This window comes from Castellaniella sp., assembly GCF_034674885.1.
GTDB lineage: Bacteria > Pseudomonadota > Gammaproteobacteria > Burkholderiales > Burkholderiaceae_B > Castellaniella.
The window spans coordinates 82,630-105,482 of sequence record NZ_JAUCDS010000004.1 but is presented as its reverse complement, the minus strand read 5'-3'; the positions used below and the strand labels follow the sequence as shown (position 1 = coordinate 105,482).

General features: G+C 63.2%; 19 protein-coding genes and 1 pseudogene. 18 read left to right on the top strand and 2 right to left on the bottom strand.

Annotated features, from left to right (window positions below):
• Positions 1-11 precede the first annotated feature (11 nt).
• From VDP74_RS04435 to flhF, 18 genes and pseudogenes are all read left to right on the top strand, one after another.
• The gene (locus VDP74_RS04435; protein ID WP_322998418.1) at positions 12-320 is read left to right on the top strand and encodes a DUF2160 domain-containing protein; all 309 of its coding nucleotides are present in this window, start codon (positions 12-14) and stop codon (positions 318-320) included.
• Positions 321-396: 76 nt separating this feature from the next.
• Positions 397-2,130: an ABC transporter substrate-binding protein gene (locus tag VDP74_RS04430; RefSeq protein ID WP_322998417.1), complete on the top strand. Its 1,734-nt coding sequence runs from the start codon at positions 397-399 to the stop codon at positions 2,128-2,130.
• 19 nt (positions 2,131-2,149) lie between these two features.
• A complete protein-coding gene (locus VDP74_RS04425) occupies positions 2,150-3,763 on the top strand; it encodes a glycerol-3-phosphate dehydrogenase/oxidase (protein ID WP_322998416.1) in 1,614 nt (537 codons plus the stop codon).
• Positions 3,764-4,039: 276 nt separating this feature from the next.
• Positions 4,040-4,360 carry a flagellar transcriptional regulator FlhD gene (gene flhD, locus VDP74_RS04420; RefSeq protein WP_322998415.1) on the top strand — a complete coding sequence of 107 codons (321 nt, stop codon included), beginning with the start codon at positions 4,040-4,042 and terminating at the stop codon, positions 4,358-4,360.
• A 3-nt stretch (positions 4,361-4,363) separates the two neighbouring features.
• Positions 4,364-4,927, top strand: coding sequence for a flagellar transcriptional regulator FlhC (flhC, locus tag VDP74_RS04415; RefSeq protein ID WP_322998414.1), 564 nt, complete (start codon positions 4,364-4,366; stop codon positions 4,925-4,927).
• A 113-nt stretch (positions 4,928-5,040) separates the two neighbouring features.
• Positions 5,041-5,910 (top strand): flagellar motor stator protein MotA, encoded by an 870-nt coding sequence (motA, locus tag VDP74_RS04410; protein ID WP_322998413.1) that lies wholly within the window; start codon positions 5,041-5,043, stop codon positions 5,908-5,910.
• A 17-nt stretch (positions 5,911-5,927) separates the two neighbouring features.
• Positions 5,928-6,776 (top strand): annotated as a pseudogene (gene motB / locus VDP74_RS04405) (flagellar motor protein MotB); the annotation flags it as partial.
• 269 nt (positions 6,777-7,045) lie between these two features.
• Positions 7,046-9,124 carry a chemotaxis protein CheA gene (gene cheA / locus VDP74_RS04400; RefSeq protein ID WP_322998411.1) on the top strand — a complete coding sequence of 693 codons (2,079 nt, stop codon included), beginning with the start codon at positions 7,046-7,048 and terminating at the stop codon, positions 9,122-9,124.
• Between the two features lie 28 nt (positions 9,125-9,152).
• Complete coding sequence (locus VDP74_RS04395; protein ID WP_322998410.1) at positions 9,153-9,653, top strand: chemotaxis protein CheW; 501 nt, start codon at positions 9,153-9,155, stop codon at positions 9,651-9,653.
• A 56-nt stretch (positions 9,654-9,709) separates the two neighbouring features.
• The gene (locus VDP74_RS04390; RefSeq protein ID WP_322998409.1) at positions 9,710-11,440 is read left to right on the top strand and encodes a methyl-accepting chemotaxis protein; all 1,731 of its coding nucleotides are present in this window, start codon (positions 9,710-9,712) and stop codon (positions 11,438-11,440) included.
• A 14-nt stretch (positions 11,441-11,454) separates the two neighbouring features.
• Complete coding sequence (locus VDP74_RS04385; RefSeq protein WP_322998408.1) at positions 11,455-12,300, top strand: CheR family methyltransferase; 846 nt, start codon at positions 11,455-11,457, stop codon at positions 12,298-12,300.
• Positions 12,301-12,320: 20 nt separating this feature from the next.
• Entirely contained in the window at positions 12,321-13,388 is a 1,068-nt protein-coding gene (locus VDP74_RS04380; protein WP_322998407.1) for a chemotaxis response regulator protein-glutamate methylesterase, read from the top strand.
• Between the two features lie 58 nt (positions 13,389-13,446).
• On the top strand, positions 13,447-13,830 hold the full coding sequence (cheY, locus tag VDP74_RS04375; protein ID WP_298017690.1) for a chemotaxis response regulator CheY: 384 nt from the start codon (positions 13,447-13,449) through the stop codon (positions 13,828-13,830).
• A 10-nt stretch (positions 13,831-13,840) separates the two neighbouring features.
• Entirely contained in the window at positions 13,841-14,488 is a 648-nt protein-coding gene (cheZ, locus tag VDP74_RS04370) for a protein phosphatase CheZ (protein WP_322998406.1), read from the top strand.
• A gap of 247 nt (positions 14,489-14,735) precedes the next feature.
• Positions 14,736-16,286: a methyl-accepting chemotaxis protein gene (locus VDP74_RS04365; protein WP_322998405.1), complete on the top strand. Its 1,551-nt coding sequence runs from the start codon at positions 14,736-14,738 to the stop codon at positions 16,284-16,286.
• Positions 16,287-16,380: 94 nt separating this feature from the next.
• Positions 16,381-17,544, top strand: a complete 1,164-nt coding sequence (gene flhB / locus VDP74_RS04360; protein WP_322998404.1) for a flagellar biosynthesis protein FlhB — start codon at positions 16,381-16,383, stop codon at positions 17,542-17,544.
• Positions 17,541-19,655, top strand: a complete 2,115-nt coding sequence (gene flhA, locus VDP74_RS04355; protein ID WP_322998403.1) for a flagellar biosynthesis protein FlhA — start codon at positions 17,541-17,543, stop codon at positions 19,653-19,655. Before flhB ends, flhA begins: the two co-directional genes overlap by 4 nt.
• Positions 19,652-22,018, top strand: coding sequence for a flagellar biosynthesis protein FlhF (gene flhF / locus VDP74_RS04350; RefSeq protein ID WP_322998402.1), 2,367 nt, complete (start codon positions 19,652-19,654; stop codon positions 22,016-22,018). The genes flhA and flhF overlap by 4 nt, the downstream gene beginning before the upstream one ends.
• A 25-nt stretch (positions 22,019-22,043) precedes the next feature.
• On the opposite strand, the gene VDP74_RS04345 is transcribed toward flhF, so the two are convergent.
• Together VDP74_RS04345 and flgM are read right to left on the bottom strand one after the other, a co-directional pair.
• The gene (locus VDP74_RS04345; protein WP_322998401.1) at positions 22,044-22,481 is read right to left on the bottom strand and encodes a flagellar protein FlgN; all 438 of its coding nucleotides are present in this window, start codon (positions 22,479-22,481) and stop codon (positions 22,044-22,046) included.
• 42 nt (positions 22,482-22,523) lie between these two features.
• Positions 22,524-22,808 (bottom strand): flagellar biosynthesis anti-sigma factor FlgM, encoded by a 285-nt coding sequence (gene flgM / locus VDP74_RS04340; RefSeq protein ID WP_322998400.1) that lies wholly within the window; start codon positions 22,806-22,808, stop codon positions 22,524-22,526.
• Positions 22,809-22,853 lie beyond the last annotated feature (45 nt).

The window sequence follows — 22,853 nt, the reverse complement described above, 5'->3', positions numbered from 1 at the left end:
GAGATCACATCATGTTCGATTGGATGGTCTGGACCGTGCCGACGGCCGTGTTCTTCATCTGTGTAGCCTTGCTGCTGGCCGGCATGACGGCCTGGGAGATTCGATCTCCCACCGTGCTGCGCAAAGGCTTTCTGCCCATGCGGACCACGCGTGGGGACCGCTTGTTCATCGGCCTGCTGGTGGCGGCATATATCAATCTGGGCTTTCTGGGGCTGGGCGAACAGATCATGGGCTGGTTTTCGCTGCAAGAGGAACCCTCGATATGGGTCAGCTTCGTGCTGTCCATGGGCGCCCTGATATTCGTCATGCGCAAAGGTTAGGACAAGGGCATGGCCGTACCCCGCGGCGTTGCCCTTCAAGAAGCACCCGGGGATTTCCAAACGAGAGGAGAGCATCATGAAATTCCGCTATACCGCCATGGCGCTGGCAATCGCCTGCGCCATGGGCAGCCAGGCGGCCTGGGCCGGCATGGCCGAGGCCGAACAATGGATCAACACCGAGTTCCAGCCCTCGACCCTGAACAAGGACCAGCAAAAGGCCGAAATGCAGTGGTTCATCGATGCCGCCGCGAAACTCAAGGCCCAGGGTGTCAACGAGATTTCCGTGGTGTCCGAGACCATCACCACCCACGAATACGAGTCCAAGGTCCTGGCCAAGGCCTTTTCCGAAATCACCGGGATCAAGGTCACCCATGACCTGATCCAGGAAGGAGACGTCGTCGAGAAGCTGCAGACGTCGATGCTGTCGGGGAAGTCCATCTACGACGGCTGGATTTCCGATTCCGACCTCATCGGCATGCACTATCGTTATGGCGAAGTCCTGTCGCTGACCGATTACATGAAAGGCGCGGGCAAGGAATACACCAACCCCGGGTTGGACCTGAAGGACTTCATCGGGACATCGTTCACTACAGCGCCCGATGGTCAGATGTACCAGTTGCCGGACCAGCAGTTCGCCAATCTGTACTGGTTCCGCTACGACCTGTTCAATCGCCCCGATCTGAAGGAAAAATTCAAGGCCAAGTACGGCTATGAACTGGGCGTGCCCGTCACCTGGTCGGCTTACGAAGACATCGCCAAGTTCTTCACCGACGATATCAAGACCCTCGACGGCAAGCCCATCTATGGCCACATGGACTACGGCAAGAAAGACCCGTCGCTGGGCTGGCGCTTCACGGATGCCTGGCTGTCGATGGCGGGTTCGGCCGACAAGGGCACCCCCAACGGCATGCCCGTTGACGAATGGGGCATCCGGGTGGCTGACGACAAGTGCACGCCCGTGGGTGCTTCCGTGTCCCGGGGCGGGGCTACCAACTCGCCCGCTGCGGTCTACGCACTGACCAAGTACATCGACTGGATGAAGAAATACGCGCCGAAAGTTGCGCAAGGCATGACCTTTTCCGAATCCGGCCCTGTGCCGGCCCAGGGTGAGATCGCCCAGCAGATCTTCTGGTATACCGCTTTTACAGCCGATATGACCAAGCCGGGCCTGCCGGTCGTCAACGACGACGGCACGCCGAAATGGCGCATGGCTCCGGCGCCGCACGGCCCCTACTGGAAGGACGGCATGCAGAACGGCTACCAGGACGTGGGTTCGTGGACCTTCTTCAAGAACCACGATGCCAACAAGGTGGCGGCGGCCTGGCTGTATGCACAGTTCGTTACGTCCAAGACCACATCCCTGAAAAAGTCCATCAAGGGCCTGACCTTCATCCGCGACAGCGACATTCACAGCGATTACTTCACCAAGAACGCCGACAAGTACGGCGGCCTGATCGAGTTCTATCGCAGCCCGGCCCGGGTCGCCTGGACCCCGACTGGCACCAATGTGCCGGACTACCCCAAGCTGGCGCAGCTGTGGTGGCGCAGTGTTTCCCAGGCCATCGCCGGGGAAAAGACGCCGCAGCAGGCCATGGACAACCTGGCTGCCGATATGGACAAGGTCATGGCCCGGCTGGAACGGGCGGGTATGATGCGTTGCGCGCCCAAGCTCAATCCCCAGAGCGATCCGTCCAAGTGGCTCAGCGACGAACATGCTCCCTGGAAGAAACTGGCCAACGAAAATCCGAAGCCGGAAACGGTTTCGTATGATTCCCTGTTGCAGGCCTGGAAGGAAGGCCGCGTTCGTTAAGCTCTAATGGTGTTACATGATGTCCCAAGCCTCTGAACACGCTCCGGCCCCGACGGATCGGGCCCAATTGCTGCAATCCCTCGCCGCCTTGCGCGAGGTGGACCTGGTCGTGATCGGGGGAGGAGCCAGTGGCTTGGGGGTCGCTCTGGATGCCCGGCTGCGGGGCCTGTCGGTCCTGCTGCTGGAATCCCGCGATTTTGCGGGCGGCACCTCCTCGCGCGCCACCAAACTGGTGCATGGCGGGGTTCGCTACCTGGCCCAGGGCAACATCAGCCTGGTGCGCGAGGCCCTGCATGAACGGCGGGCCCTGCTGAACAATGCGCCGCACCTGGCGCAGCCCCTGGCCTTTATCATGCCAGCCTACCGGCCCTGGGAGGTGCCGTTCTACGGCGCCGGCCTGAAGATCTACGATGCCCTGGCCGGTGCGGCCAGCCTGGGCAAGACGCGTTGGCTGGGGCGCGACAGTACGCTTCGGGAACTGCCTGGGGTCAACAGTCGCCATCTGTATGGCGGCGTCAAATACTGGGATGGCCAATTCGACGATGCCCGCCTGGCCCTGACGTTGGCACGCACCGCTGCCGCACAGGGCGCGCTGGTCATGAACTACTGCCCGGTGATCGACATTCTGCACGAGGGCGGCCGGGTCTGCGGCGTACGCTGGCAGGATGCGCTGGCGCCGGCCGATGCGCCCCGCACCGGGCAGGTGAGAGCGCGCTGCGTCATCAATGCCACGGGGGTCTGGGTAGACGATGTGCGTCGCCTGGACGATGCCGCCCGAGGGCAGACGATGCGCCCCATGGTGGCTCCCAGCCAGGGGGTGCATCTGGTGGTCGATCGGTCCTTTCTGCCGGCGGATCACGCGCTGCTGGTGCCGCATACCCGTGATGGCCGGGTCCTGTTTGCCGTGCCCTGGCTGGGGCACGTGATTCTGGGCACCACGGACACCCCCAGGGACAAGGTCGAGCGCGAACCCCATGCGCTGGCCGAAGAAGCCGGCTTCATTCTGAAGGAATCCGCCCATGTCCTGGCGCGGGCCCCCAAGGCCAGCGACGTGCTGAGCGTCTGGGTCGGCCTGCGGCCCCTGGTGCGCCCTGACGATCAGGATGGCGGCAATACCAAGTCCATCAGCCGCGAACATACCGTGCGGATCAGCCCATCCGGCCTGGTGACCGTGACGGGCGGAAAATGGACGACCTACCGTTCCATGGCTGAAGACGTCCTGCGCCAATGCGTGCAGGTGGGGCAGCTGGGTGCCTTGCCCGCCTGCCGGACTGCCCGCTTCCCGCTGGTGGGCGCGCCGACTCCGGAGCAGGCTGCGACGCGCCTGAGTGCGCCGCCTGGACTGCAGGGTTACGGGACCGAGGCGCCTGTCGTCCAGGCGCTGCCTGGGGCCGATGTGTCACTGGGACTGGGCTTGACCGAGGCCATGGTGCGCTACGCTGCGCGCTATGAATATGCACTGTGCGTCGAGGATGTGTTGGCTCGACGCCACAGAATGCTGTTCCTGGATGCGGCGCTGGCGCGTCAGGCAGCCCCTGCCGTATCCTGCATATTGCAGGACGAGCTCGGCGTCGAGGGGCAGTTGGACGACTTTTTGGCGCTGACGGAGCAATATTGTTTCGTTCCGGGCTGAAGACGTTACCGACGCGTCAATAATTGTTGTGAATTAATAATATTTAGAAACAATTCAATTTCCCTTAAATTGATGAGTAGCGTCAATTTTGTCGCCAGTTAGGGATATACTTCGCCTGTTCATGTCAAATCTGCATGGAAATGTATCTTTGATGTCTGAATTTGATTATCGTAGTGATCTAAAACGTGACAAAGATCTTCTGGTGTGACCGCTTGATGCCGAAAGGTCAGATCCAAGCCCACACACCCGAAAGCAACCATTCTCAAAAGGGATCCCATGTCTGATATTGATTCTGCGTTGTTGGATGACATTCGCGAAGTCAATCTTTCCTATCTGATGCTGGCGCAGCGCCTGCTGCGTGACAACCTGGCAGCTGGCATGTTCCGGCTGGGGTTTGGCGCAGATGTTGCGGAGATCATTCTGAATCTTTCGCCCGCCCAGATCGTCAAGCTGGCCAGTTCCAATTCCGTGCTGTGCGCCTTCCGCCTGAATGACGCCCAGCTGCTGAATTCCCTGACCCATGAAGTCCTGGGAGGGGTGCTGCAACAGGCCCACTCCACCATCCTGATGAGCCGTCAAGAAGCCGTCACCGCCTGATTCATGACCACCAAAAGCGTCTCCCGCGAGGCCGACGACATCCTGTTGGCTACCGACATGATCCGCCTGGGGGCCCGCCTGCAGGTGCTGCAGGCGGAAACGTCGCTCAGCTATGATCGTCTGGCCCGCCTGTATCGGGAAGTCAAGGGCGCTTCGCCGCCCAAGGGCATGCTGCCGTTTTCGGTGGATTGGTTCATGACCTGGCTGCCGAACATTCATTCCAGCCTGTTCTACAACATCTACCGCTACCTGGATACCTTCACCTCCGCCAAAAAATCGCAGGCGCTGGTTCAGGCGTATCGCCTGTATCTGGAGCAATCGGGCGCCGGGCTGCAGCCAGGGGAACCGCAGGGCGAGCCCGTGCTCAGCTTCACACGGGCCTGGATGCTGGTGCGGTTCTTCGATAGCGGTCTGGTGCAATTGTCCTGCTGCCAGCAGTGCCATGGCCAATTCGTGGCGCATGCCCACGATCCGGAATCCGACTTCGTCTGCGCCATCTGCAAGCCGCCCCCCCGGGCAGGCAAGACCCGGGCGCGGCGCAAGGCGCACGCGCCCACCACCGCCTGAATATCGGCAGATACCTGATTTGTGGACAAAAAGACCTGTTGAACCATGCTTTTAAAAGCAGGAAAACAGGCGAACATTGACAGCATTCTGACGACTAACGAAGGCGCGCGCACGTGTTTATCATCCTGGGGTATCTGATTGTCTTGGTCGGGGTGTTTGCCAGCTTCATCGGAGTGGGCGGGCACATGGGGGCCTTGTACCAGCCTTTTGAATTTCTGCTGATCGGCGGCTGCGCCCTGGGTGCGTACATCGGCGGCAGCAATGGTGCTTCCATCAAGCTGCTGATCGAAGCCATCCCGAAGGCCATCAAGCGCAACCCCTACGGCAAGCCGCTGTACATGGAATTGCTGGCCCTGCTGTACACCCTGCTGAACAAAGCCCGCCGCGACGGGCTGATGTCCATCGAATCCGATATCGAAGACCCCAAGGCCAGCGCCATCTTTGCGCAATACCCCCAGGTTCAGAAAGACGCCAAGCTGATGGAATTCCTGACGGATTACCTGCGCATCATGATCAGCGGCAACATGAACCCCTTTGAAATCGAGACCCTGATGGACCAGGAGATCGAGGCGTTGCACAGCGAGCACAACACGCCCATCAATGCGGTACGCGCCGTGGCCGACAGCCTGCCGGCCTTCGGTATCGTGGCTGCGGTGCTGGGGGTGGTGCACGCCCTGGCCGCTGTCGACCAGCCGCCGGCCATTCTGGCGGATCTGATCGCCAAGGCCATGGTGGGCACGTTCCTGGGTATCCTGTTGTCTTACGGGTTTGCCGCGCCGTTTGCCGCAGCAGTCGAACGACAGTCGGTAGCCGCCATCAAGGTCCTGGAATGCATCAAGGTCACGTTGCTGGCCAGCATGAATGGCTATCCACCGCCTTTGGCGGTGGAGTTCGGTCGCAAGGTCCTGTTCTCCACGGTCCGGCCCTCGTTTGCCGAACTGGAAGCTCACGTCCGCCAGGCCAAGAGCCAGGCTGCCAAATAAGGTAGGGGACAGGGGTTATGGCCAAACAGGATACCGGCCGGGTGGTCGTTCGCCGTAAGCGTGCTTACGGCGAAGGGCATCATGGGGGCAGCTGGAAGATCGCTTACGCCGACTTCATGACTGCGATGATGGCGTTTTTCCTGGTCATGTGGCTGTTGCTGCTGGTACCGAAGACCGAACTGGAAGGCATCGCCGAGTATTTCCGCATGCCGCTGATCACTGCCGTCACCGGTGGCCCCAAGGTCGACAGCAGCCGGTCGGTGATTCCGGGAGGCGAGCCCAGCATCGTCCCCAATCAGAACCCGACGCCGCCCCAGATGATGGATCGGGACAATCAGGAAAATCAGGAAGATCAGTTCGACCAGGAAAGCCTGGAAAACCTGAAACAGCAGCTGGAAAGCCTGATCGAGAACAACCCCGTCCTGAGGCAGTTCCGGCCGCAGCTGCTGCTGGACATGACGCCTGACGGCCTGCGCATCCAGATTCTGGATCAGCAGAACCGTCCCATGTTCGCCACCGGCAGCGCACGGGTGCAGTCCTATATGCGCGATATCCTGCGCGAACTGGCGCCGCCCATCAATCAGTTGCCCAATTCCATTACCATTTCCGGCCACACGGATGCCATGCGATACGCTGCGGGCGACCGCAGCTACAGCAATTGGGAACTGTCGGCGGATCGGGCCAATTCTGCCCGCCGCGAACTGGTGGCCGGCGGCCTGGTCGAAAGAAAGGTCAAGCGCATCCTGGGTCTGGGCGAAACCGTCAATCTGATCGAGGACGATCCCATGGCGGCCGTGAATCGCCGCATCAGCATTCTGGTACTGAACCGTCGGGCTGAAAGGCGCATTGATGCCCAGAACTCGGCGGGCACCACTGGCAAGCAGGTGCAGCAGTTGCTGGAAGAGCTCAGCCATCCCGATCGGGTGAATGGCGGGGGCCTCGGCGCCAACGCGCCGGCTGCCGCTCCTGCCGCACCCGCAGTGCCGGGTTCCGCACAACCTTCCGCCCCGGCAGCAGTGCCTGCGGGGGCGGCACCATCACCGGCAGGCTCGACGCAGCCTGCGGCAGACCAACCATCCGACGCGCCGGCGGCAGCACCCGCCCCGGCGCCCAGCAATTAAGGGCGAGGCTAATCATGAGCGCAGGTGTGGACCTCAGCGAATTCTACGATACGTTCTTTGACGAGGCTGACGAGCTGTTGGCCAACATGGAACAGCTGCTGTTGAACCTGGATCTGGCGAATCCCGATTCCGACGAACTCAACGGGATCTTCCGGGCGGCGCATTCCATCAAGGGAGGCGCCGGCACGTTCGGCTGTTTCGAAGAACTCGCCAAGACGACCCATCTACTGGAAAACCTTCTGGACCTGATCCGCCATGGCGAGTTGGCCTTGCGTCAGGATATGATCGACATCTTTCTGGAAACCAAGGACGTGTTGACCGATCAAGTCGCCGCGTATCGCGGCTCGGAAAAGCCTGACCAGCAGGTCTACGAGCGCATCTGCGCCCAATTGCGCCAGCTGGCCCTCGAACATCAGCAAGGCGACCCGGCCGCCGAGGCCACACCGGCACCGGTGGTGCCCGCCGTTGCGGCGCCTGCCGGCGCGCCCGTGCCGGCTGCGGCCAACGGCGCCTTGCCCGTGCGGGTGCGCATCAACCGCATCCAGGACAAGGACGTCGAACCGCTGTGCGCCGAGATGGCGCTGATGGGCACCATCCTGCATCGGGATCACCGAGACGGCAACCTGTCCCTGTGGCTGCAGACCGGCACGTCGGCCGCCGATCTCGAGGCGGTCTGCTGCTTCATCGTCAATGCCGATCAGGTGGACGTGACCCACGAGATCCTGCCCGGCACCGAGCCGGCGACTGTTGCCCCGGCGGCGAGTCCTGCCGCAGTCAACCCGTCCGGCGCGCCGGCTGCCGCCGAGCCGGCTGCGGTTGAACCCGAACCCGATGCAGCTTCCCAGCCCGCTTCGGTGGATCACCCCGCCGACAGTGGCGACAAGTCCACTGCGCACAAGGCAAAAAAGGAAAGCGGCACCATTCGGGTCGGGGTGGAAAAGGTCGACCAGATCATCAATCTGGTGGGCGAGTTGGTCATCACCCAGGCCATGCTGGTGCAGACTTCGCAGTCCCTGGATCCGGTCCTGCATGACCGCTTGCTCAACGGCATCGAGCAACTGGAACGCAACGCTCGCGATCTGCAGGAAGCCGTCATGTCCATTCGCATGATGCCCATGGACTACGTCTTCAGCCGCTTCCCCCGGGTGGTGCGCGAAAACGCCCACAAGCTGGGCAAGCAGATCAAGCTGGTCACCAAGGGCCAGGCCACTGAGCTGGACAAGAGCCTGATCGAGCGCATCATCGATCCCCTGACCCACCTGGTGCGCAACAGTCTGGACCATGGCATCGAAATGCCCGAGGCCCGCATTTCTCAGGACAAGGACCCCGAAGGCACGCTCATCCTGTCCGCCCAGCACAATGGCGGGCAGATCATCATCGACGTGATCGACGACGGGGCAGGGCTGAACCGCGAAAAAATCATGAAGAAAGCCATCGCATTGGGTTTCCCTGTGAGCGATGCCACGCCCGACGACGAAATCTGGCAGCTGATCTTTGCGCCGGGCTTTTCCACAGCCGACAAGGTCACGGACATTTCCGGGCGAGGCGTGGGCATGGACGTCGTGCGCCGCAATATCCAGAGCATGGGCGGGCACGTGCAGCTTTCGTCTCGCAAGGGGCAGGGCACGACCACGCGCATCGTGTTGCCGCTGACTTTGGCCATTCTGGACGGCATGTCGGTCAAGGTAGGCGAGGAGACCTTCATCCTGCCCCTGTCGCACGTCACCGAATCCATGCAGGCCAGCGCTGAACAGATCCACCGCATCTCCGAAACCGAGCAGATGCTGCACGTGCGTGGCGAATATCTGCCGGTCGTGGCCCTGCACGAAGTCTTCAATGTGGGCAATGCAGAAACCGATCTGACCAAGGCGATCGCCGTCATCCTCCAGGCGGAGGACCAGCGTTTTGCCTTGATGGTCGATCATTTGATCGGCCAGCATCAGGTTGTCGTCAAGAACCTGGAAACCAACTACCGCAAAGTCCCGGGGATTTCCGCCGCCACCATTCTGGGCGACGGCAGCGTGGCGCTGATCGTCGACGTCTTCGCTCTGCGCCGCACGACGTCGCTGCGCCAGGCCGCTGCGGCCGTCTGATCCCCATCCTTTCCTCCACGGAGCCACCATGAATTCTACCGACGTCCAAAAGGATCAGGCCGAAACCCAAGGCAAGGAATTTCTGATCTTCACCCTGGCCAATCAGGAATACGGCATCGATATCCTGAAGGTGCAGGAAATCCGAGGCTATGACAGCCAGACCGTGACGCGTATCGCCAACGTCCCGTCCTTCATCAAGGGCGTGACCAATCTGCGCGGGGTCATCGTCCCCATCGTCGACCTGCGCATGAAGTTCAACATGGACAATGTGGAGTACACCGCCCAGACCGTGGTGGTGATCCTCACCGTCAATTCGCGCGTGGTGGGTGTGGTCGTCGACGGCGTATCCGATGTGCTGATCCTGCAGACGTCGCAGATCAGTTCGGCACCGCAGTTTGGCTCGGCGTTTTCCACCGAACACCTGACCGGCATCGGCACCGTGGGCGATCGCATGCTGATCCTGGTGGATATCGAGAAACTCATGACCAGCGAGGAAATGGCGCTGGTCGAAAGCGCGGCGGCGGCCTGATCCAGGCGGTCGTCCGTCTTCCCGCAGACACATTCATGCCCACGAGGTTCTGATTCATGCAGGCAGGTCAAAAGCGTCTTTTCAGTGCGCTCAAGGTCCGCACCAGTCTGGTCCTGGTGCTTGTTTTTTTCTTCGTCATGCTCATTTCGGGAGCCCTGCTGGGGGTGCTGTCCCTGAAGATGAACAATGACGCGCTCAAGCGCATCGCTGGCGAACAGGAAACCGTGTCTCTGCTGGACGACGCGGTGTATCAGTATGAGAACGTCCAGGTCCTGATGGGCCGGGCCCTGGCCAGTATCGTCGTCAATAGCGATCTGTTGAACAATTCGATCTCGGCCAACTGGAATGCGGCCAGCGACGATGCGTCCGCGTCGGCACTCAGCGACGATACCCGTGCGCTGATCGATCAGGCGCATGCAGCGCTGGAACGCGCCGGCCAGGTCATCGATCATTTCAATCGGGCGGCAGCCGCGTCCTTGCCGGCCGGCAGCGGGGCGGACCGGGTCGGTCAGCTGTATGCCGGGCTGGTCGGCGATGCCGTGCCCGCCGTGCTGGAGCAGCTGAAGGCAGGCCGCATCGATCAGTACGAAGCTCTGCAAAAGAGCCGCGTCGATCCGGTCGAACAGAAGCTGAACGAGGCTTATCAGTCTCTGAAGGCACACCAGACCGAATTGACGCAGCAGGCCGTGGCGGCCGAAGACACCCACCTGGAATGGGTGGTCATCATCGTCGGCGTGTCCATGGTGATCGCGTTGCTGGCAGCGGTGGCGGCCTATTTGTTTCTGCAACGGGTGGTGCTGCGGCCCCTGCGTCGCGCGGGCGAGCATTTCGATCGCATCGCAGCCGGCGATCTGACGGCCACGATCCAGGTGCCTTCGCGCAATGAAATCGGCGTGCTGTACCTGGCCATGCAGCGCATGCAGGACGGCCTGGTGCGCATGGTGGCCCAGGTGCGCAGCGGCGTGGGCGAGATCCATCTGGGTTCGCAGGAAATTTTTGCGGGCAACACCGACCTGAGCGGCCGCACGGAACAGCAGGCTGCGTCCTTGCAGCAAACCGCCGCCAGCATGGAACAGCTGGCTGGCACCGTGCGCCAGAATTCCGACAACGCCGCGCAGGCCGACCAGTTGGCCAAGGGCGCCGCCGAAGTCGCTCAGCGGGGCGGTGCGGCCGTCTCCAGCGTGGCTGAAACCATGACCGGCATCACCGGCAGCTCGAACAAAATCGCCGAGATCGTCAGTGTGATCGACGGCATTGCCTTCCAGACCAATATCCTGGCCTTGAATGCCGCCGTCGAGGCTGCGCGCGCAGGTGAGCAGGGCAAGGGCTTTGCCGTCGTGGCGGGCGAAGTGCGCTCGCTGGCGCAGCGCAGCGCCCAGGCCGCCAAGGAAATCAAGGGCCTGATCGAGGATTCAGTGGTCCGCATCCGCGAGGGGTCCGAGCGCGTCCAGGACGCGGGCCGTATCATGGAGGACATTGTCCAATCGGTGCAGGGGGTGACGGCCATCATGAACGAGATTTCCTCCGCGTCCCGGGAACAGGCCGAAGGCATCAACCAGATCAATGCCGCCGTCACCGACATGGATCAGGTCGTGCAGCAGAACGCGGCCCTGGTCCAGGAAGCCGCCAGCGCAGCCGGCTCGCTTCAGGATCAGGCCGAGCATCTCAGCGAGGCGGTTGCGGCCTTCCGGATCCAGGAAGGTGGCCCGGTCATCGACGTGCATGGCGGGCAGCTGGGATACACCCCGTCGGCAGCCCATCCGCCGCTGGCGCTGGGCCAGGGTTGAATTCAGGTCCCGCCATGATCAATGATGCCGCATCCGTTTCCTACTTCTCGCAGCCGGCCTTGCCCAAGGCCGACGCGCAGGACCTGGGGCGGACAGCCGATCTCCTGCACCGGCGTGCGGGCATCGTGCTGGGCGATCACAAGAAAGACATGGCGGCGCGCACGCTGGGGCTGCGCGCGCATCATTCCGGCCTGAATTCGGTACGCGACTATCTGAATTATCTGGAACACAATCCCCAGGCCGACGAATGGGATCGCTTCATCAGCGCCTTCACCATCAACCACACGGCGTTTTTTCGCGAACAACACCATTTCCAGATCCTGGCGGACTTCGTGCGCACCCGGCAAAAGCCCATTTCCGTCTGGTGCTGTGCGTCGTCCTCCGGCGAAGAACCCTATACGCTGGCCATGACGCTGCACGACGCCTGTGGCCAGTCCGATGCCGGGCTGTCCGTGCTGGCCACCGATATCGATCGGCAGGTATTGGCGCAGGCACGCAAGGGCGTCTATACCCTGGATCGCATCAAGCCCATCCCGCCGGAATTCCTGCGTCGGTATTTTCTACGTGGCACGGGGCGCCAGTCCGGCATGGCCATGGTCAAGCCCGTGATCCGCAATATGGTGACGTTTGATGAATTGAACCTGGTTGCGCCCGGTTGGCCGATAAACCAGAAGTTCGACGCGATCTTCTGCCGCAACACCATGATCTACTTCGACAAGCCCACCCAGACACGAATTCTGGAACGGTTCGTGCCCCTGTTGAAGCCGGGCGGTCTGATGTTCGCGGGCCATTCCGAAAACTTTACTTATCTGACGAAATCCCTGCGCTTGCAGGGGCAGACGGTCTATGCCCTTGCCTGATTCCGGGAAACCTTGCTGATATGGCTGAATCAAAGAAAATTCGTGTTCTGTGCGTGGACGACTCGGCATTGGTGCGCAGTCTGATGACGGAGATCATCAACGCGCAGCCTGACCTCGAAGTCGTCGCCACCGCGCCTGATCCCCTGATCGCTCGCGAACTCATCAAGCAGCACAATCCTGACGTCCTGACCCTGGATGTCGAAATGCCGCGCATGGATGGCCTGGACTTCCTGGAACGCCTGATGCGTCTGCGCCCCATGCCCGTCGTCATGGTGTCGTCCCTGACGGAACGCAATTCCGAAGTCACGCTGCGGGCGCTGGAACTGGGGGCGGTCGATTTCGTCACCAAGCCCAAGCTCGGCCTGCGCGACGGCCTGATGGAATACGGCGACATGATCGCCGACAAGATCCGCGCGGCCTCTCATGCCCGGCTGCGGCCGCGTGCAGCGCAGGGCGCCGAGGTTGCAGCGCGACCCCGCCTGGCGGGGACGTTCTCCACGACGGAAAAGCTCATCATGATCGGCTCTTCCACGGGCGGCACGGAGGCCATCCGTCACGTGCTGGAACCCCTGCCGGCCAACAGTCCGGCGATCATGATCACCCAGCACATGCCAGCGGGTTTCACCAAGTCCTTCGTGCAACGCCTGGACGGCCTGTGCGCCGTGCATGTGCACGAGGCCGAGGACGGCCAGCGCGTGCTGCCCGGGCACGTCTACCTGGCTCCGGGGGGCGTTGCGCACATGAAGCTGGCGCGTTCCGGGGCCAATTATGTCGTCAAGCTCGAATACACTGATCCCGTCAACCGTCATCGCCCTTCGGTGGATGTCCTGTTTCATTCGGCCGCCCAGGTGGCGGGCTCGAACGCGGTGGGTGTCATCCTGACGGGCATGGGCAAGGACGGCGCCCAAGGCCTGCTGGCCATGCGCCAGGCGGGCGCGCGGACCTTCGCCCAGGACGAGGCCAGTTGCGTGGTGTTCGGCATGCCCCGCGAAGCCCTGCTGATCGGAGCTGCCGAACAGGCCGTCGCGCTGGACGACATCAGCGAACTGATTTTGAAAAGTGCGGGTGCCTACGGGCACCGTGTGTGAACAAACGGCAGGCATTTGCTCCTTCCCCCTGCCCGATTTATTGACTGGAGAACGATCTGTGGTCCAAAAAACCTTGAAAATCCTGGTCGTCGACGATTTCCCGACGATGCGCAGGATCATCAAAAACCTGCTCAAAGACCTGGGCTATGAAAACGTCGACGAGGCTGAAGACGGCGCCCAAGGCCTGGAAAAACTGCGCAACGGCGGTTTCGAGTTCGTCGTGTCGGACTGGAACATGCCCAACATGGACGGCCTGACCATGCTGCAGAATATCCGTGCCGATCCGAACCTGGCCAACCTGCCGGTTCTCATGGTGACGGCCGAGGCCAAAAAGGAAAACATCATCGCAGCGGCCCAGGCCGGGGCCAGCGGCTATGTGGTCAAGCCCTTCACGGCCGCCACGCTCGAAGAAAAACTGAACAAGATCTTCGAGAAACTCTGAGGGGCGCATCATGGCTGAAGAACAATCCCCCATGGAAAATTCCGGTCTGCAGGCGCCTCCGGTCGATCTGATCCACCGGATCGCGCAGCTGACGCGATCCCTGCGCGAGAACATGCGCGAACTTGGTCTGGACCAGGCCATCAAGGACGCCGCGCATGCCATCCCCGATGCCCGTGACCGTCTGCACTATGTGGCGCAGATGACGGAACAGGCCGCCAACCGGGTGCTCAACGCAGCCGAACAGACACAGCCCTGGCAGGAGTCCATGCAAAAGGACGCCAAGGCCCTGGATGCCCGCTGGCAGGACTGGTTCGACCATCCGGTCGAACTCGACCAGGCCCGTTCCCTGGTGGACGACACCCGCGCCTTCATCAAGGGCGTCCCGGAAAAGACCCAGGCATCGCAGAACAATCTGCTGGACATCATCATGGCCCAGGATTTCCAGGACCTGACCGGCCAGGTGATCATGAAGATGCTGGGGGTGATCGGCGCCATCGAAAGCGAACTGGTGCAGGTGCTGATCGACAATGCGCCCGTCGAACGCCGCGAGGAAACCCAGAAGCTGCTCAACGGTCCCGTGGTCAACGCCCAGGGCAAGAACGACGTGATCACCAACCAGGATCAAGTAGACGACCTCCTCGCAAGCTTGGGATTCTGACGGACTATGGACAGTCCCTGCGGACTGTCCATAGCCGACAGAATCTGAGCCCCCTGCAAGGGGCGAAGTGGGACACTGACGGACTATGGACAGTCCCTGCGGACTGTCCATAGCCGACAGAATCGGAGCCGCCTGCAGGCGGCGAGGTGGGAATCTGAGCCCCCTGCAAGGGGCGAAGTGGGAATCGGAGTTTCCTGCACAACAATCATGACAGCCGGTCAACAGGCTGCTTTGACGGAGACAAGACATGGGCCGGGCACGTACACGCTTTCTGGGGTTGGGACGACTGCTGCGGCAATTGCGCCGAGGCCGAGCGACCTTGAATGACCGGGCCTGGACGTTCAATCCGCTGGCCTGGGCGCTGGGTCCGTTCCTGGCGGCGCTGCGTGACCGGCTGGTGGTCATGCGCCAGTCCAGCATCCGCATCGCCATCAATGCGGCCCGGCTACAGACCCATACCCAGGAATGCGAAACCATGGCCCAGGCTCAGGCCGCCGAGGCGGAACACCTGGCGGCGCAGGGTGTGCAGATTGCCGGGCTGTCGCAGCAGACCAGCGAGACCGTTTCGCAGGCCACCGGGGTGTTTCGCACCCAGCTCGACGGGCTGCAGGCCACGCAGGCACAGCTGGCTGATCTGCAGCAGCGCGTGGCCCGGGTCACGGCCCGCATGCAGGCCTTTTCCCAGGTCGTCACGCAGCTCAGCCATCGCGCCCGGTCCGTAGAGGACACCAGCCGCCTGATCAAGGACATCGCCCTGCAGACCCATCTGCTGGCGCTCAATGCGGGGGTCGAGGCCGCGCGCGCCGGCAAGGCGGGCCAGGGTTTCGCGGTCGTGGCGACGGAGGTCGGCAAGCTGGCCGAGCGCGTCAATGCCGCCACCGGCGATATCGTGCAGCAGACGGGCGAGATCCTGGGGCTGGTGTCCGATTCCGAACAACAGAGCCGCGCCATCTATACCGACATGCAGGCCTCGGACGGCCTGGTGGGGGATTTTGCGGGTCAGTTCGGCTCGCTGGTCCGCGAGTTGGGGGCGGTGGGCGCGCAGCTGGACGGCGTGACCGCCCAGGTGGTTCAGGTCAACGACACCAATCAGGCCATGAGCAGTTCGATCGAGCTCATCGCCGACCATAGCGCCGTGCTGCGTCAGCGCATGCAGTCCATGCGGGAACAGGTGCATGGCGTGCGCAACCAGACGGAAAGCCTGCAGGAAATGCTGGCGGCCTGGCGCACGGGGGCGACTCCCTTCGATCATCTGGAATCCTGCCTGGGACAGCTGCGCGATCAGGCGGCCGCGCTCCTGCGCCAGGGGCAGGCAGATGGCGCCGACATCTTCGATCAGGCCTATCGGCAGATTCCCGGCAGCCAGCCGCCGCGCTATCACGTGGGGTACGACCAGAAGATCGACCGGGCCCTGCAGCAGATTCTGGATGGCGTGCTGGACCGCATTCCGCATGGATCCTATGCCATCTTGATCGACGCGAACGGCTATGCGCCCACGCACAACCGTCGTTATTCCCAGCCGCCGACGGGCGATGTGGCGCACGATACGGCGCACTGCCGCGACAAGCGGCTGTTCGACGATCAGATCAGTCAAGGGGCCATCCGCAACCGGGGCGGCGTGCTGTGCCAGACCTACATGCGCGATACGGGCGAGATCATCACGGACGTGTCCATGCCCGTGGAACTGAACGGCACCCGCTGGGGAGCGGTGCGTATCGGCCTGGATTACCAGCGCTTCGAGCAGGCCGGTCAGCCCGCTGACGTCGATGGGCCTGTTGCCCAGCTGGCAAGCCCTTGAATTGTCGCGGGTATTGCACTTTTATCCGCTGTTCCCGCCCGCAGCTGGCAGACTACAATCCAGGCTGTCTTAACACTGCCGGATAGCCGCTCGCATGGCCGAGGACAGCGATCTCGAAAAAACCGAACCAGCCTCGCCCCGGCGCCTTGAAAAGGCGCGCGAGGAAGGCCAGGTTGCGCGTTCGCGGGAACTCGGCACCTTCCTGGCCCTGATTTGCGGGATCGGGGCGCTCTGGTTCGTCGGTGGCAATGTGTACCAGACCCTGGAAGGCGTGTTGCGCAACGGCCTGTGGTTCGACACCCGCATCGTGCGCGATACGCAGGTCATGCTCAACGTCGCAGGCATGTCGGCCTGGCAGGGTTTGCTGATCCTGCTGCCGATCTTCGCCTTGCTGATGGTCGTGGCGATTTTTTCCTCGGTGGCATTGGGGGGATTTCTGCTGTCGCCCAAGGCCCTGGAACCCAAATTCGAGCGTCTCAATCCCCTGAAGGGCATGAAGCGCTTCGTCCAGGCCCAGACCCTGGTCGAACTGCTCAAGACGCTGGCCAAGGCAGTGCTGATCGGCTTCGTCGCCGTCAAGGTCATCTGGGCCTACCTGAGCGACATGCTTGCCCTGACGCACATGTCGCTCAGCGAGGCTCTGGCGCGCGGGCTCAGCCTGGTGGCGTTGTGCTGCCTGCTGGTCGCCTCGGCCCTGATCATCCTGGTGCTGATCGACGTGCCCTGGCAACTGTGGAATCACGCCAAGCAATTGCGCATGTCCCGCGACGACCTCAAGCAGGAACACAAGGAAAGCGAAGGCGACCCTCATGTGAAGGGCCGCATCCGCCAGCAGCAGCGGGCCATGGCCCGGCGGCGCATGATGAGCGCAGTACCCGAGGCCGATGTCGTCGTCACCAACCCGACCCACTACGCCGTAGCCTTGCGCTATCGCGAGGGGCAGGGCGGGGCGCCGGTGGTGGTGGCCAAGGGCGCCGGGCTGATCGCCGCCCAGATCCGTCGTCTGGCGCAGGAACATCAGGTGGCCCAGCTGGAAGCCCCGCCGCTGGCGCGCGCCCTGTACCACCACGTCGACCTGGACCAGGAAATTCCCTCGGCCCTGTATGCCGCTGTGGCGGAAGTCCTGGCCTGGGTCTTCCAGGTCCGCACCTGGCAGCAGGGCTCGGGTACACTGCCGCAGGCGCCGCAGGCCCTGCAGGTCCCGCCCGAACTCGATCCGCAACAGCGCCCTGAACAGGCTCACGCATTTCTCACATGAACAGTTTCCTGGATTTTCTCAAGAACCAAGGCTTCGGGCATGCCCGCCTGCTAGCAGGGCCGGTGCTGATCCTCATGGTCCTGGCCATGATGATTCTGCCGCTGCCGCCGTTCATCCTGGATTTGCTGTTCACGTTCAATATTTCCTTGTCGGTGATGATCCTGCTGGTGGCGATGTTCACCCGCAAACCCCTGGATTTCGCCGCGTTCCCGTCGGTGCTGCTGTTCGCTACATTGCTGCGCCTGTCGCTGAACGTCGCCTCCACCCGGGTAGTGCTGCTGAACGGCCACAAAGGCCCGGATGCTGCCGGCCAAGTGATCGAGGCTTTTGGGCATTTCCTGGTCGGTGGCAATTTCGCCGTCGGGATCGTGGTGTTCATCATCCTGGTGATCATCAACTTCATCGTCATCACCAAGGGCGCGGGGCGTATCGCCGAGGTCGGCGCCCGCTTTACCCTGGATGCCATGCCCGGCAAGCAGATGGCCATCGATGCCGATCTGAACGCCGGTCTGATCGGCGAGGATGACGCCCGCCGCCGCCGCTCGGAAGTCAGTCAGGAAGCCGAGTTCTACGGCGCCATGGACGGCGCCAGCAAGTTCGTGCGCGGCGACGCCGTGGCCGGCCTGCTGATCATGGTGATCAATATCCTGGGCGGCCTGGTCGTCGGGGTGGCCCAGCACGACATGTCCGTGGGCGATGCCGGCACGGTCTATACCTTGCTGACCATCGGCGACGGCCTGGTAGCGCAGATCCCGGCGCTGGTGATCTCCACGGCGGCCGGTGTCGTGGTGTCGCGTGTGGCGACCGACGAGGACGTCGGCCAGCAGATGCTGGGGCAGTTGTTCTCCAATCCCAATGTGATGTTCATCACGGCCGGCATCCTGACCCTGATGGGCTTGATTCCCAATATGCCGCACGTGGCGTTCCTGCTGCTGGCCGCCACCATCGGGGGCAGCGGCTGGGCGATCCTCAAGCGCCAGCAGCGCGATCAGCAGGCCGCGTCCGGCCGCCCGGATCAGGAGCAGGCGGCTGCCGTGGCTGCCGCTGCCGAGGCCAGCTGGGATGACGTGTCGCCTGTCGACCCCCTGGGCCTGGAAGTCGGCTACCGCCTGATTTCCCTGGTCGATCACCAGCAGAGCGGCGAATTGCTGCATCGCATCCGCAGCCTGCGCAAGAAATTCGCCCAGGAAATGGGCTTTCTGCCGCCGGTCGTGCATATCCGCGACAATCTGGAAATCAAGCCTACCGACTACCGCATCCTGCTGTTCGGCGTGGAAATCGGTCGAGGCGTGGCGCAGACTGGCCAGTGGCTGGCCATTGATCCGGGCGGTGTCACCAACCCGATCCAGGGCATCCCGACCAAGGACCCGGCCTTCGGCCTGCCTGCCGTCTGGATCGATCCATCCCTGCGTGAACAGGCGCAGATTGCCGGCTATACCGTGGTGGACGCAGCCACCGTCGTCGCCACGCACCTCAACCACCTGATGCATCGCTACGGGGCCAAGCTGCTGGGCCGCCAGGAGACCCAGCAGTTGCTGGATCACGTCGCCCGCGATGTGCCGAAACTCATCGAAGACCTGGTGCCCAAGACCATTGCGCTGCCGCAGCTGCAAAGCCTGCTGCGCAATCTTCTGGACGAGGACGTGCCCATCCGCGACATGCGCACCATTCTCGAAGTCATTACGGATCATGCGCCGCGCCTGGCCGGCGTCAACCCTGCCGGGGCAGGCCCGAATCTGGACGAGCTGCTGGCCCAGGTGCGGGTCGGGCTGGGTCGCGCCATCGTCCAGCATTGGTTCGCTGGCGAAGAAGAACTGCGCGTCATGGGCCTGGATGCCCGTCTGGAGCGCGTGCTGACGCAGGCATTGGGCGCCAATGGGGCGTTGGAACCGGGCCTGGCCGAGAACCTGCTGACCGAGACCCAGCGGTTGGCACAGGAACAGGAAGACCGAGGCAATGCGCCGGTGCTGGTCGTGCCCCCGGTACTGCGGGCCTCGCTGTCGCGATTCCTGCGCCACCACTTGCCGCACATGGCCGTGCTGTCCAGTGCCGAGATCCCTGAGGAGCGTATGATTCGGATCACTGCGGTCATCGGTGGGGGATCTGCGTGAACATCAGTCGTTTCTTTGGTGCCACGAACCGGGAAGCCATGCGCCAGGTGCGCCTGGCGCTGGGGTCCGAGGCCCTCATCATCTCCAACAAGCGGGTCAATGGCGGGGTCGAGATCCTGGCTACCGACGAAACCTCGCTGCCCGAGCACGACCAGGCAGCAGCAACGGATCCTGCCGCCGGTGCGTCGAATGCCTCCCTCGGGCAGGTCCCGATGCCATCGCCCGCGTCCGATTCCCTGCCGCCTTCTGCGCCGGACCGGGCTGCGCAACACGTCGCGCCGCCGAGGGAAGACCTGGCTGGCGCCATTGGCGAACTGAAGGGATCCCTGGAAAGCCGCATCGATGAATTGCTGTGGGGCAATCAGCTGCGCCGCTCGCCCCAGGCTGTCACGCTGTTCCAGAATCTGCTGCGTTTCGGATTCAGCACGACTCTGCTGCGGGCCATGATCAAGACCCTGCCGGAACTCTCCGGCGATCGGGCCGCCATCCAGTGGGCTCGCGCCGAATTGGTCAAGCACTTGCCCGTCCTGGCCTCGGAAGACGATCTTTGGCAGCCCGGCCTGGCGTTGGCCCTGGTGGGGCCGACCGGAGTAGGCAAGACCACCACGATCGCCAAGCTGGCCGCACGCTGTGTGCGGCGCAGCGGCCCGGGCAGTCTGGTGCTGCTGACGACCGATACCTATCGGATCGGGGCGCATGAACAGCTGAAGATCTACGGCCAGATGATGCGGGTGCCGGTGCACGTGGTGCAGGATGTGCATGAATTGCGGCGCGTGCTGCAGACCGTGCGCCCCGACCAGACCGTGCTGATCGACAACGTGGGCATCAGCCAGCGAGACCGCTACGTCGCCGATCAGGCCGCCCTGCTGGCCGGCGCTGGTCGGCGGGTGGAACGCCTGCTGGCCTTGAATGCATCCAGCCATGGGGACACCCTGGATGAAGTCGCTCGGTCCTACGTCCACGATGGCGGCACGCCCTTGCGCGGCTGCGTCATCACCAAAATCGACGAGGCCGCCTGCCTGGGGGCGTCGCTGGATACCGCCATCCGCTACCGGCTGCCCATCCACTATGTCTCCAACGGGCAGAAAGTCCCTGAAAACCTGCTTTTCCTGGCGGCGGCAGAACTGGTGGACCGGGCCCTGGTGCCCCTGCAGTCCGCCCGACCGCAGTTCGCTCCCACCGAAGCTGATCTGGCCGCGTTGTTGTCGGTCACGCAGCCCGAACCCAGCGTGGATTTCGCAGCGGAACGTCGCCGCCAGCAAGTGCTGTTGCCGCAGTTGCTTACGCAGTCGGCGCGCGGGGACTCCCTGGGGCTGGACGATCTGCAGGCGGCCGTGACGCTGATGGACCAGGATCCCGTGCTGTCCGAGGCTTACGACCTGTGGCGCAGTCGCGCGGCGGGCGACCTGCCTGCCGCCGCCGATGCCATCGATCATTTGCGCCGGGTGGCGCAGGCTGCCGCTGGTGAATCGCGCGCGGCGCTGGTCGTTCATGATCGCCAGCCTCTGTCCTGGCAAGGACGGCGAGGCGCTTGGTCGGGGGCTGCCTGGTTCGATGATCGATGCAGGCCGCTGGCGGCCGCGACCCAGCAGGCAGGTTTGGCAGATGGCTGGTATGCGCCTCAGGGGGCCTCGGCCCTGGCGCCTTCGGCGGCCGAAGCCCTGTCTGCCCAGATCGAACTCGAATCCCAGGGGATCGGCATGCCGGCGCCCTGGCATGTCTTTGAAGGCGGCAGCCAGGCGCTGCTGCGTGCGCTTGACTCCCAGGGGCGTGTCTGGATTTCCGCCTGCAGCGCCCGGGCGCGGGTTCATCAGGATGGCGAGGCCTGTGTGGTGTCGGCAGCGGCCCAGCGACTGCCGTTCCAACCTCTGGACGCCGGTCTGTTTGCCCATCTGCTGGCGCCGGGAGGCCTGGATGGCGCACAGGCAGCCTGGTGGGCTGGTTCAGATCAAGTGCAGTTGCAGGCTCGGGGTGAATCGCCGCTGTTTGCGCGCCTGGTCTGCCTGCGGGCGGTCGATCCGCTGGATGGCCGTGTGCTGCGGGCCTGGCATGCCCTGGTGGGTGGCGTGGCCGATCCCGATCCGGCCCGCGTCGCGGCGGCGCTGGTGCTGCGCCAGGAATGCCATGCTGCCTGGCGGCTGGCGACGCCGTGGCTGGCCGATGCAAAGGACCGCGAACCCCTGTTGGATCGCGCCGTCCTGGCCGCGCAGATGGGGCTGGCTGCCTGGCGTCTGGCGCAGGACCCGGCCCTGTCCCCGGCGGCCCATGTCGTGGCCCGCATGCTGGGCAGCGAACGTCTGTCCGCCCGCCAATCGCCTGCGGGTTTGCTGAAGTTGCATGCCTTGAAGGAATTGCTGGCCTGAAGTCCGCTTCGGTTGCCTGGCGGGTTTATTTCTTGGACAGGCGCCCGCGGGCGTCGTACAGGTCCTGGCCCATCAGGCCGCGCAAGGTGTCCAGCGCCTGTTGATTGTGATCCATGAAGGTCTTCAGGATCTGGCCATTGTCCTGGTTCAGAGTGCTGGCCTGGGCTGCCCGTTCGAACAGCATGTCAAAGGCAATGCGCAGATCGGGGTGCAGGGCGCACACGGCATCGATGCCGGCGCGGTCATCTGCCTGGCCCATGTCTGCCAGAGTGGCAGCGCGAGCCTGATCCAGTTCGCCCAGCCGGCGGGCGTAGTCGTTCTTGCGCACGGTGAGTGCGCCCAGGGCCTCGTTCGACGGCGTTTCCAGCAGCAGGGCGCCTTCGGCTTCCAGGACCTGGATGAAATCGTTCAGCAGTTCGGATTGTTCGTCCACGCACTGCAGCAGCGCGTCGATGTGGCTCATGGTGGGCAAATTGTGTCGGGACAGGCAACCAGTGTACTGGATTTACTTCAGCAGTTCGCGCACGCTGGCCAGCAGGCTGTCGGCGATGCGGCTGGCATCGATCTTCAGTTCGCCCGAAGCCAGAGCATCGCGAATCTGCTGTACCCGCGCCGTCTGGACGTCGGCATCGCTGTTGTTCAGGGCGGCCAACTGCCGGGCCGCCGGACTGAGGTCGACTTCAGAGCGGTTGCTGGCCGAGTGGGCCGAAGCATGACCGGCGTTATCGCTGCGCGTGCCCCCGGTAACCCCGCTGATCAGGGGGTTGGACGAAGTGGAATTGACTTTCAAGGCTCGTCTCCGGGTGAAAGGACAGGGTCAAATGGTGCATCCCTG

Coding starts and splice junctions, on each gene's coding strand:
- flhB (WP_322998404.1), top strand. CDS start 16,381: ATGGCCGAGGACAGCGATCTCGAAAAAACCGAACCAGCCTCGCCCCGG.
- VDP74_RS04430 (WP_322998417.1), top strand. CDS start 397: ATGAAATTCCGCTATACCGCCATGGCGCTGGCAATCGCCTGCGCCATG.
- VDP74_RS04425 (WP_322998416.1), top strand. CDS start 2,150: ATGTCCCAAGCCTCTGAACACGCTCCGGCCCCGACGGATCGGGCCCAA.
- VDP74_RS04385 (WP_322998408.1), top strand. CDS start 11,455: ATGATCAATGATGCCGCATCCGTTTCCTACTTCTCGCAGCCGGCCTTG.
- flhD (WP_322998415.1), top strand. CDS start 4,040: ATGTCTGATATTGATTCTGCGTTGTTGGATGACATTCGCGAAGTCAAT.
- cheZ (WP_322998406.1), top strand. CDS start 13,841: ATGGCTGAAGAACAATCCCCCATGGAAAATTCCGGTCTGCAGGCGCCT.
- VDP74_RS04380 (WP_322998407.1), top strand. CDS start 12,321: ATGGCTGAATCAAAGAAAATTCGTGTTCTGTGCGTGGACGACTCGGCA.
- VDP74_RS04395 (WP_322998410.1), top strand. CDS start 9,153: ATGAATTCTACCGACGTCCAAAAGGATCAGGCCGAAACCCAAGGCAAG.
- VDP74_RS04435 (WP_322998418.1), top strand. CDS start 12: ATGTTCGATTGGATGGTCTGGACCGTGCCGACGGCCGTGTTCTTCATC.
- flhC (WP_322998414.1), top strand. CDS start 4,364: ATGACCACCAAAAGCGTCTCCCGCGAGGCCGACGACATCCTGTTGGCT.
- VDP74_RS04345 (WP_322998401.1), bottom strand. CDS start 22,481: ATGAGCCACATCGACGCGCTGCTGCAGTGCGTGGACGAACAATCCGAA.
- cheA (WP_322998411.1), top strand. CDS start 7,046: ATGAGCGCAGGTGTGGACCTCAGCGAATTCTACGATACGTTCTTTGAC.
- VDP74_RS04390 (WP_322998409.1), top strand. CDS start 9,710: ATGCAGGCAGGTCAAAAGCGTCTTTTCAGTGCGCTCAAGGTCCGCACC.
- VDP74_RS04365 (WP_322998405.1), top strand. CDS start 14,736: ATGGGCCGGGCACGTACACGCTTTCTGGGGTTGGGACGACTGCTGCGG.
- flhA (WP_322998403.1), top strand. CDS start 17,541: ATGAACAGTTTCCTGGATTTTCTCAAGAACCAAGGCTTCGGGCATGCC.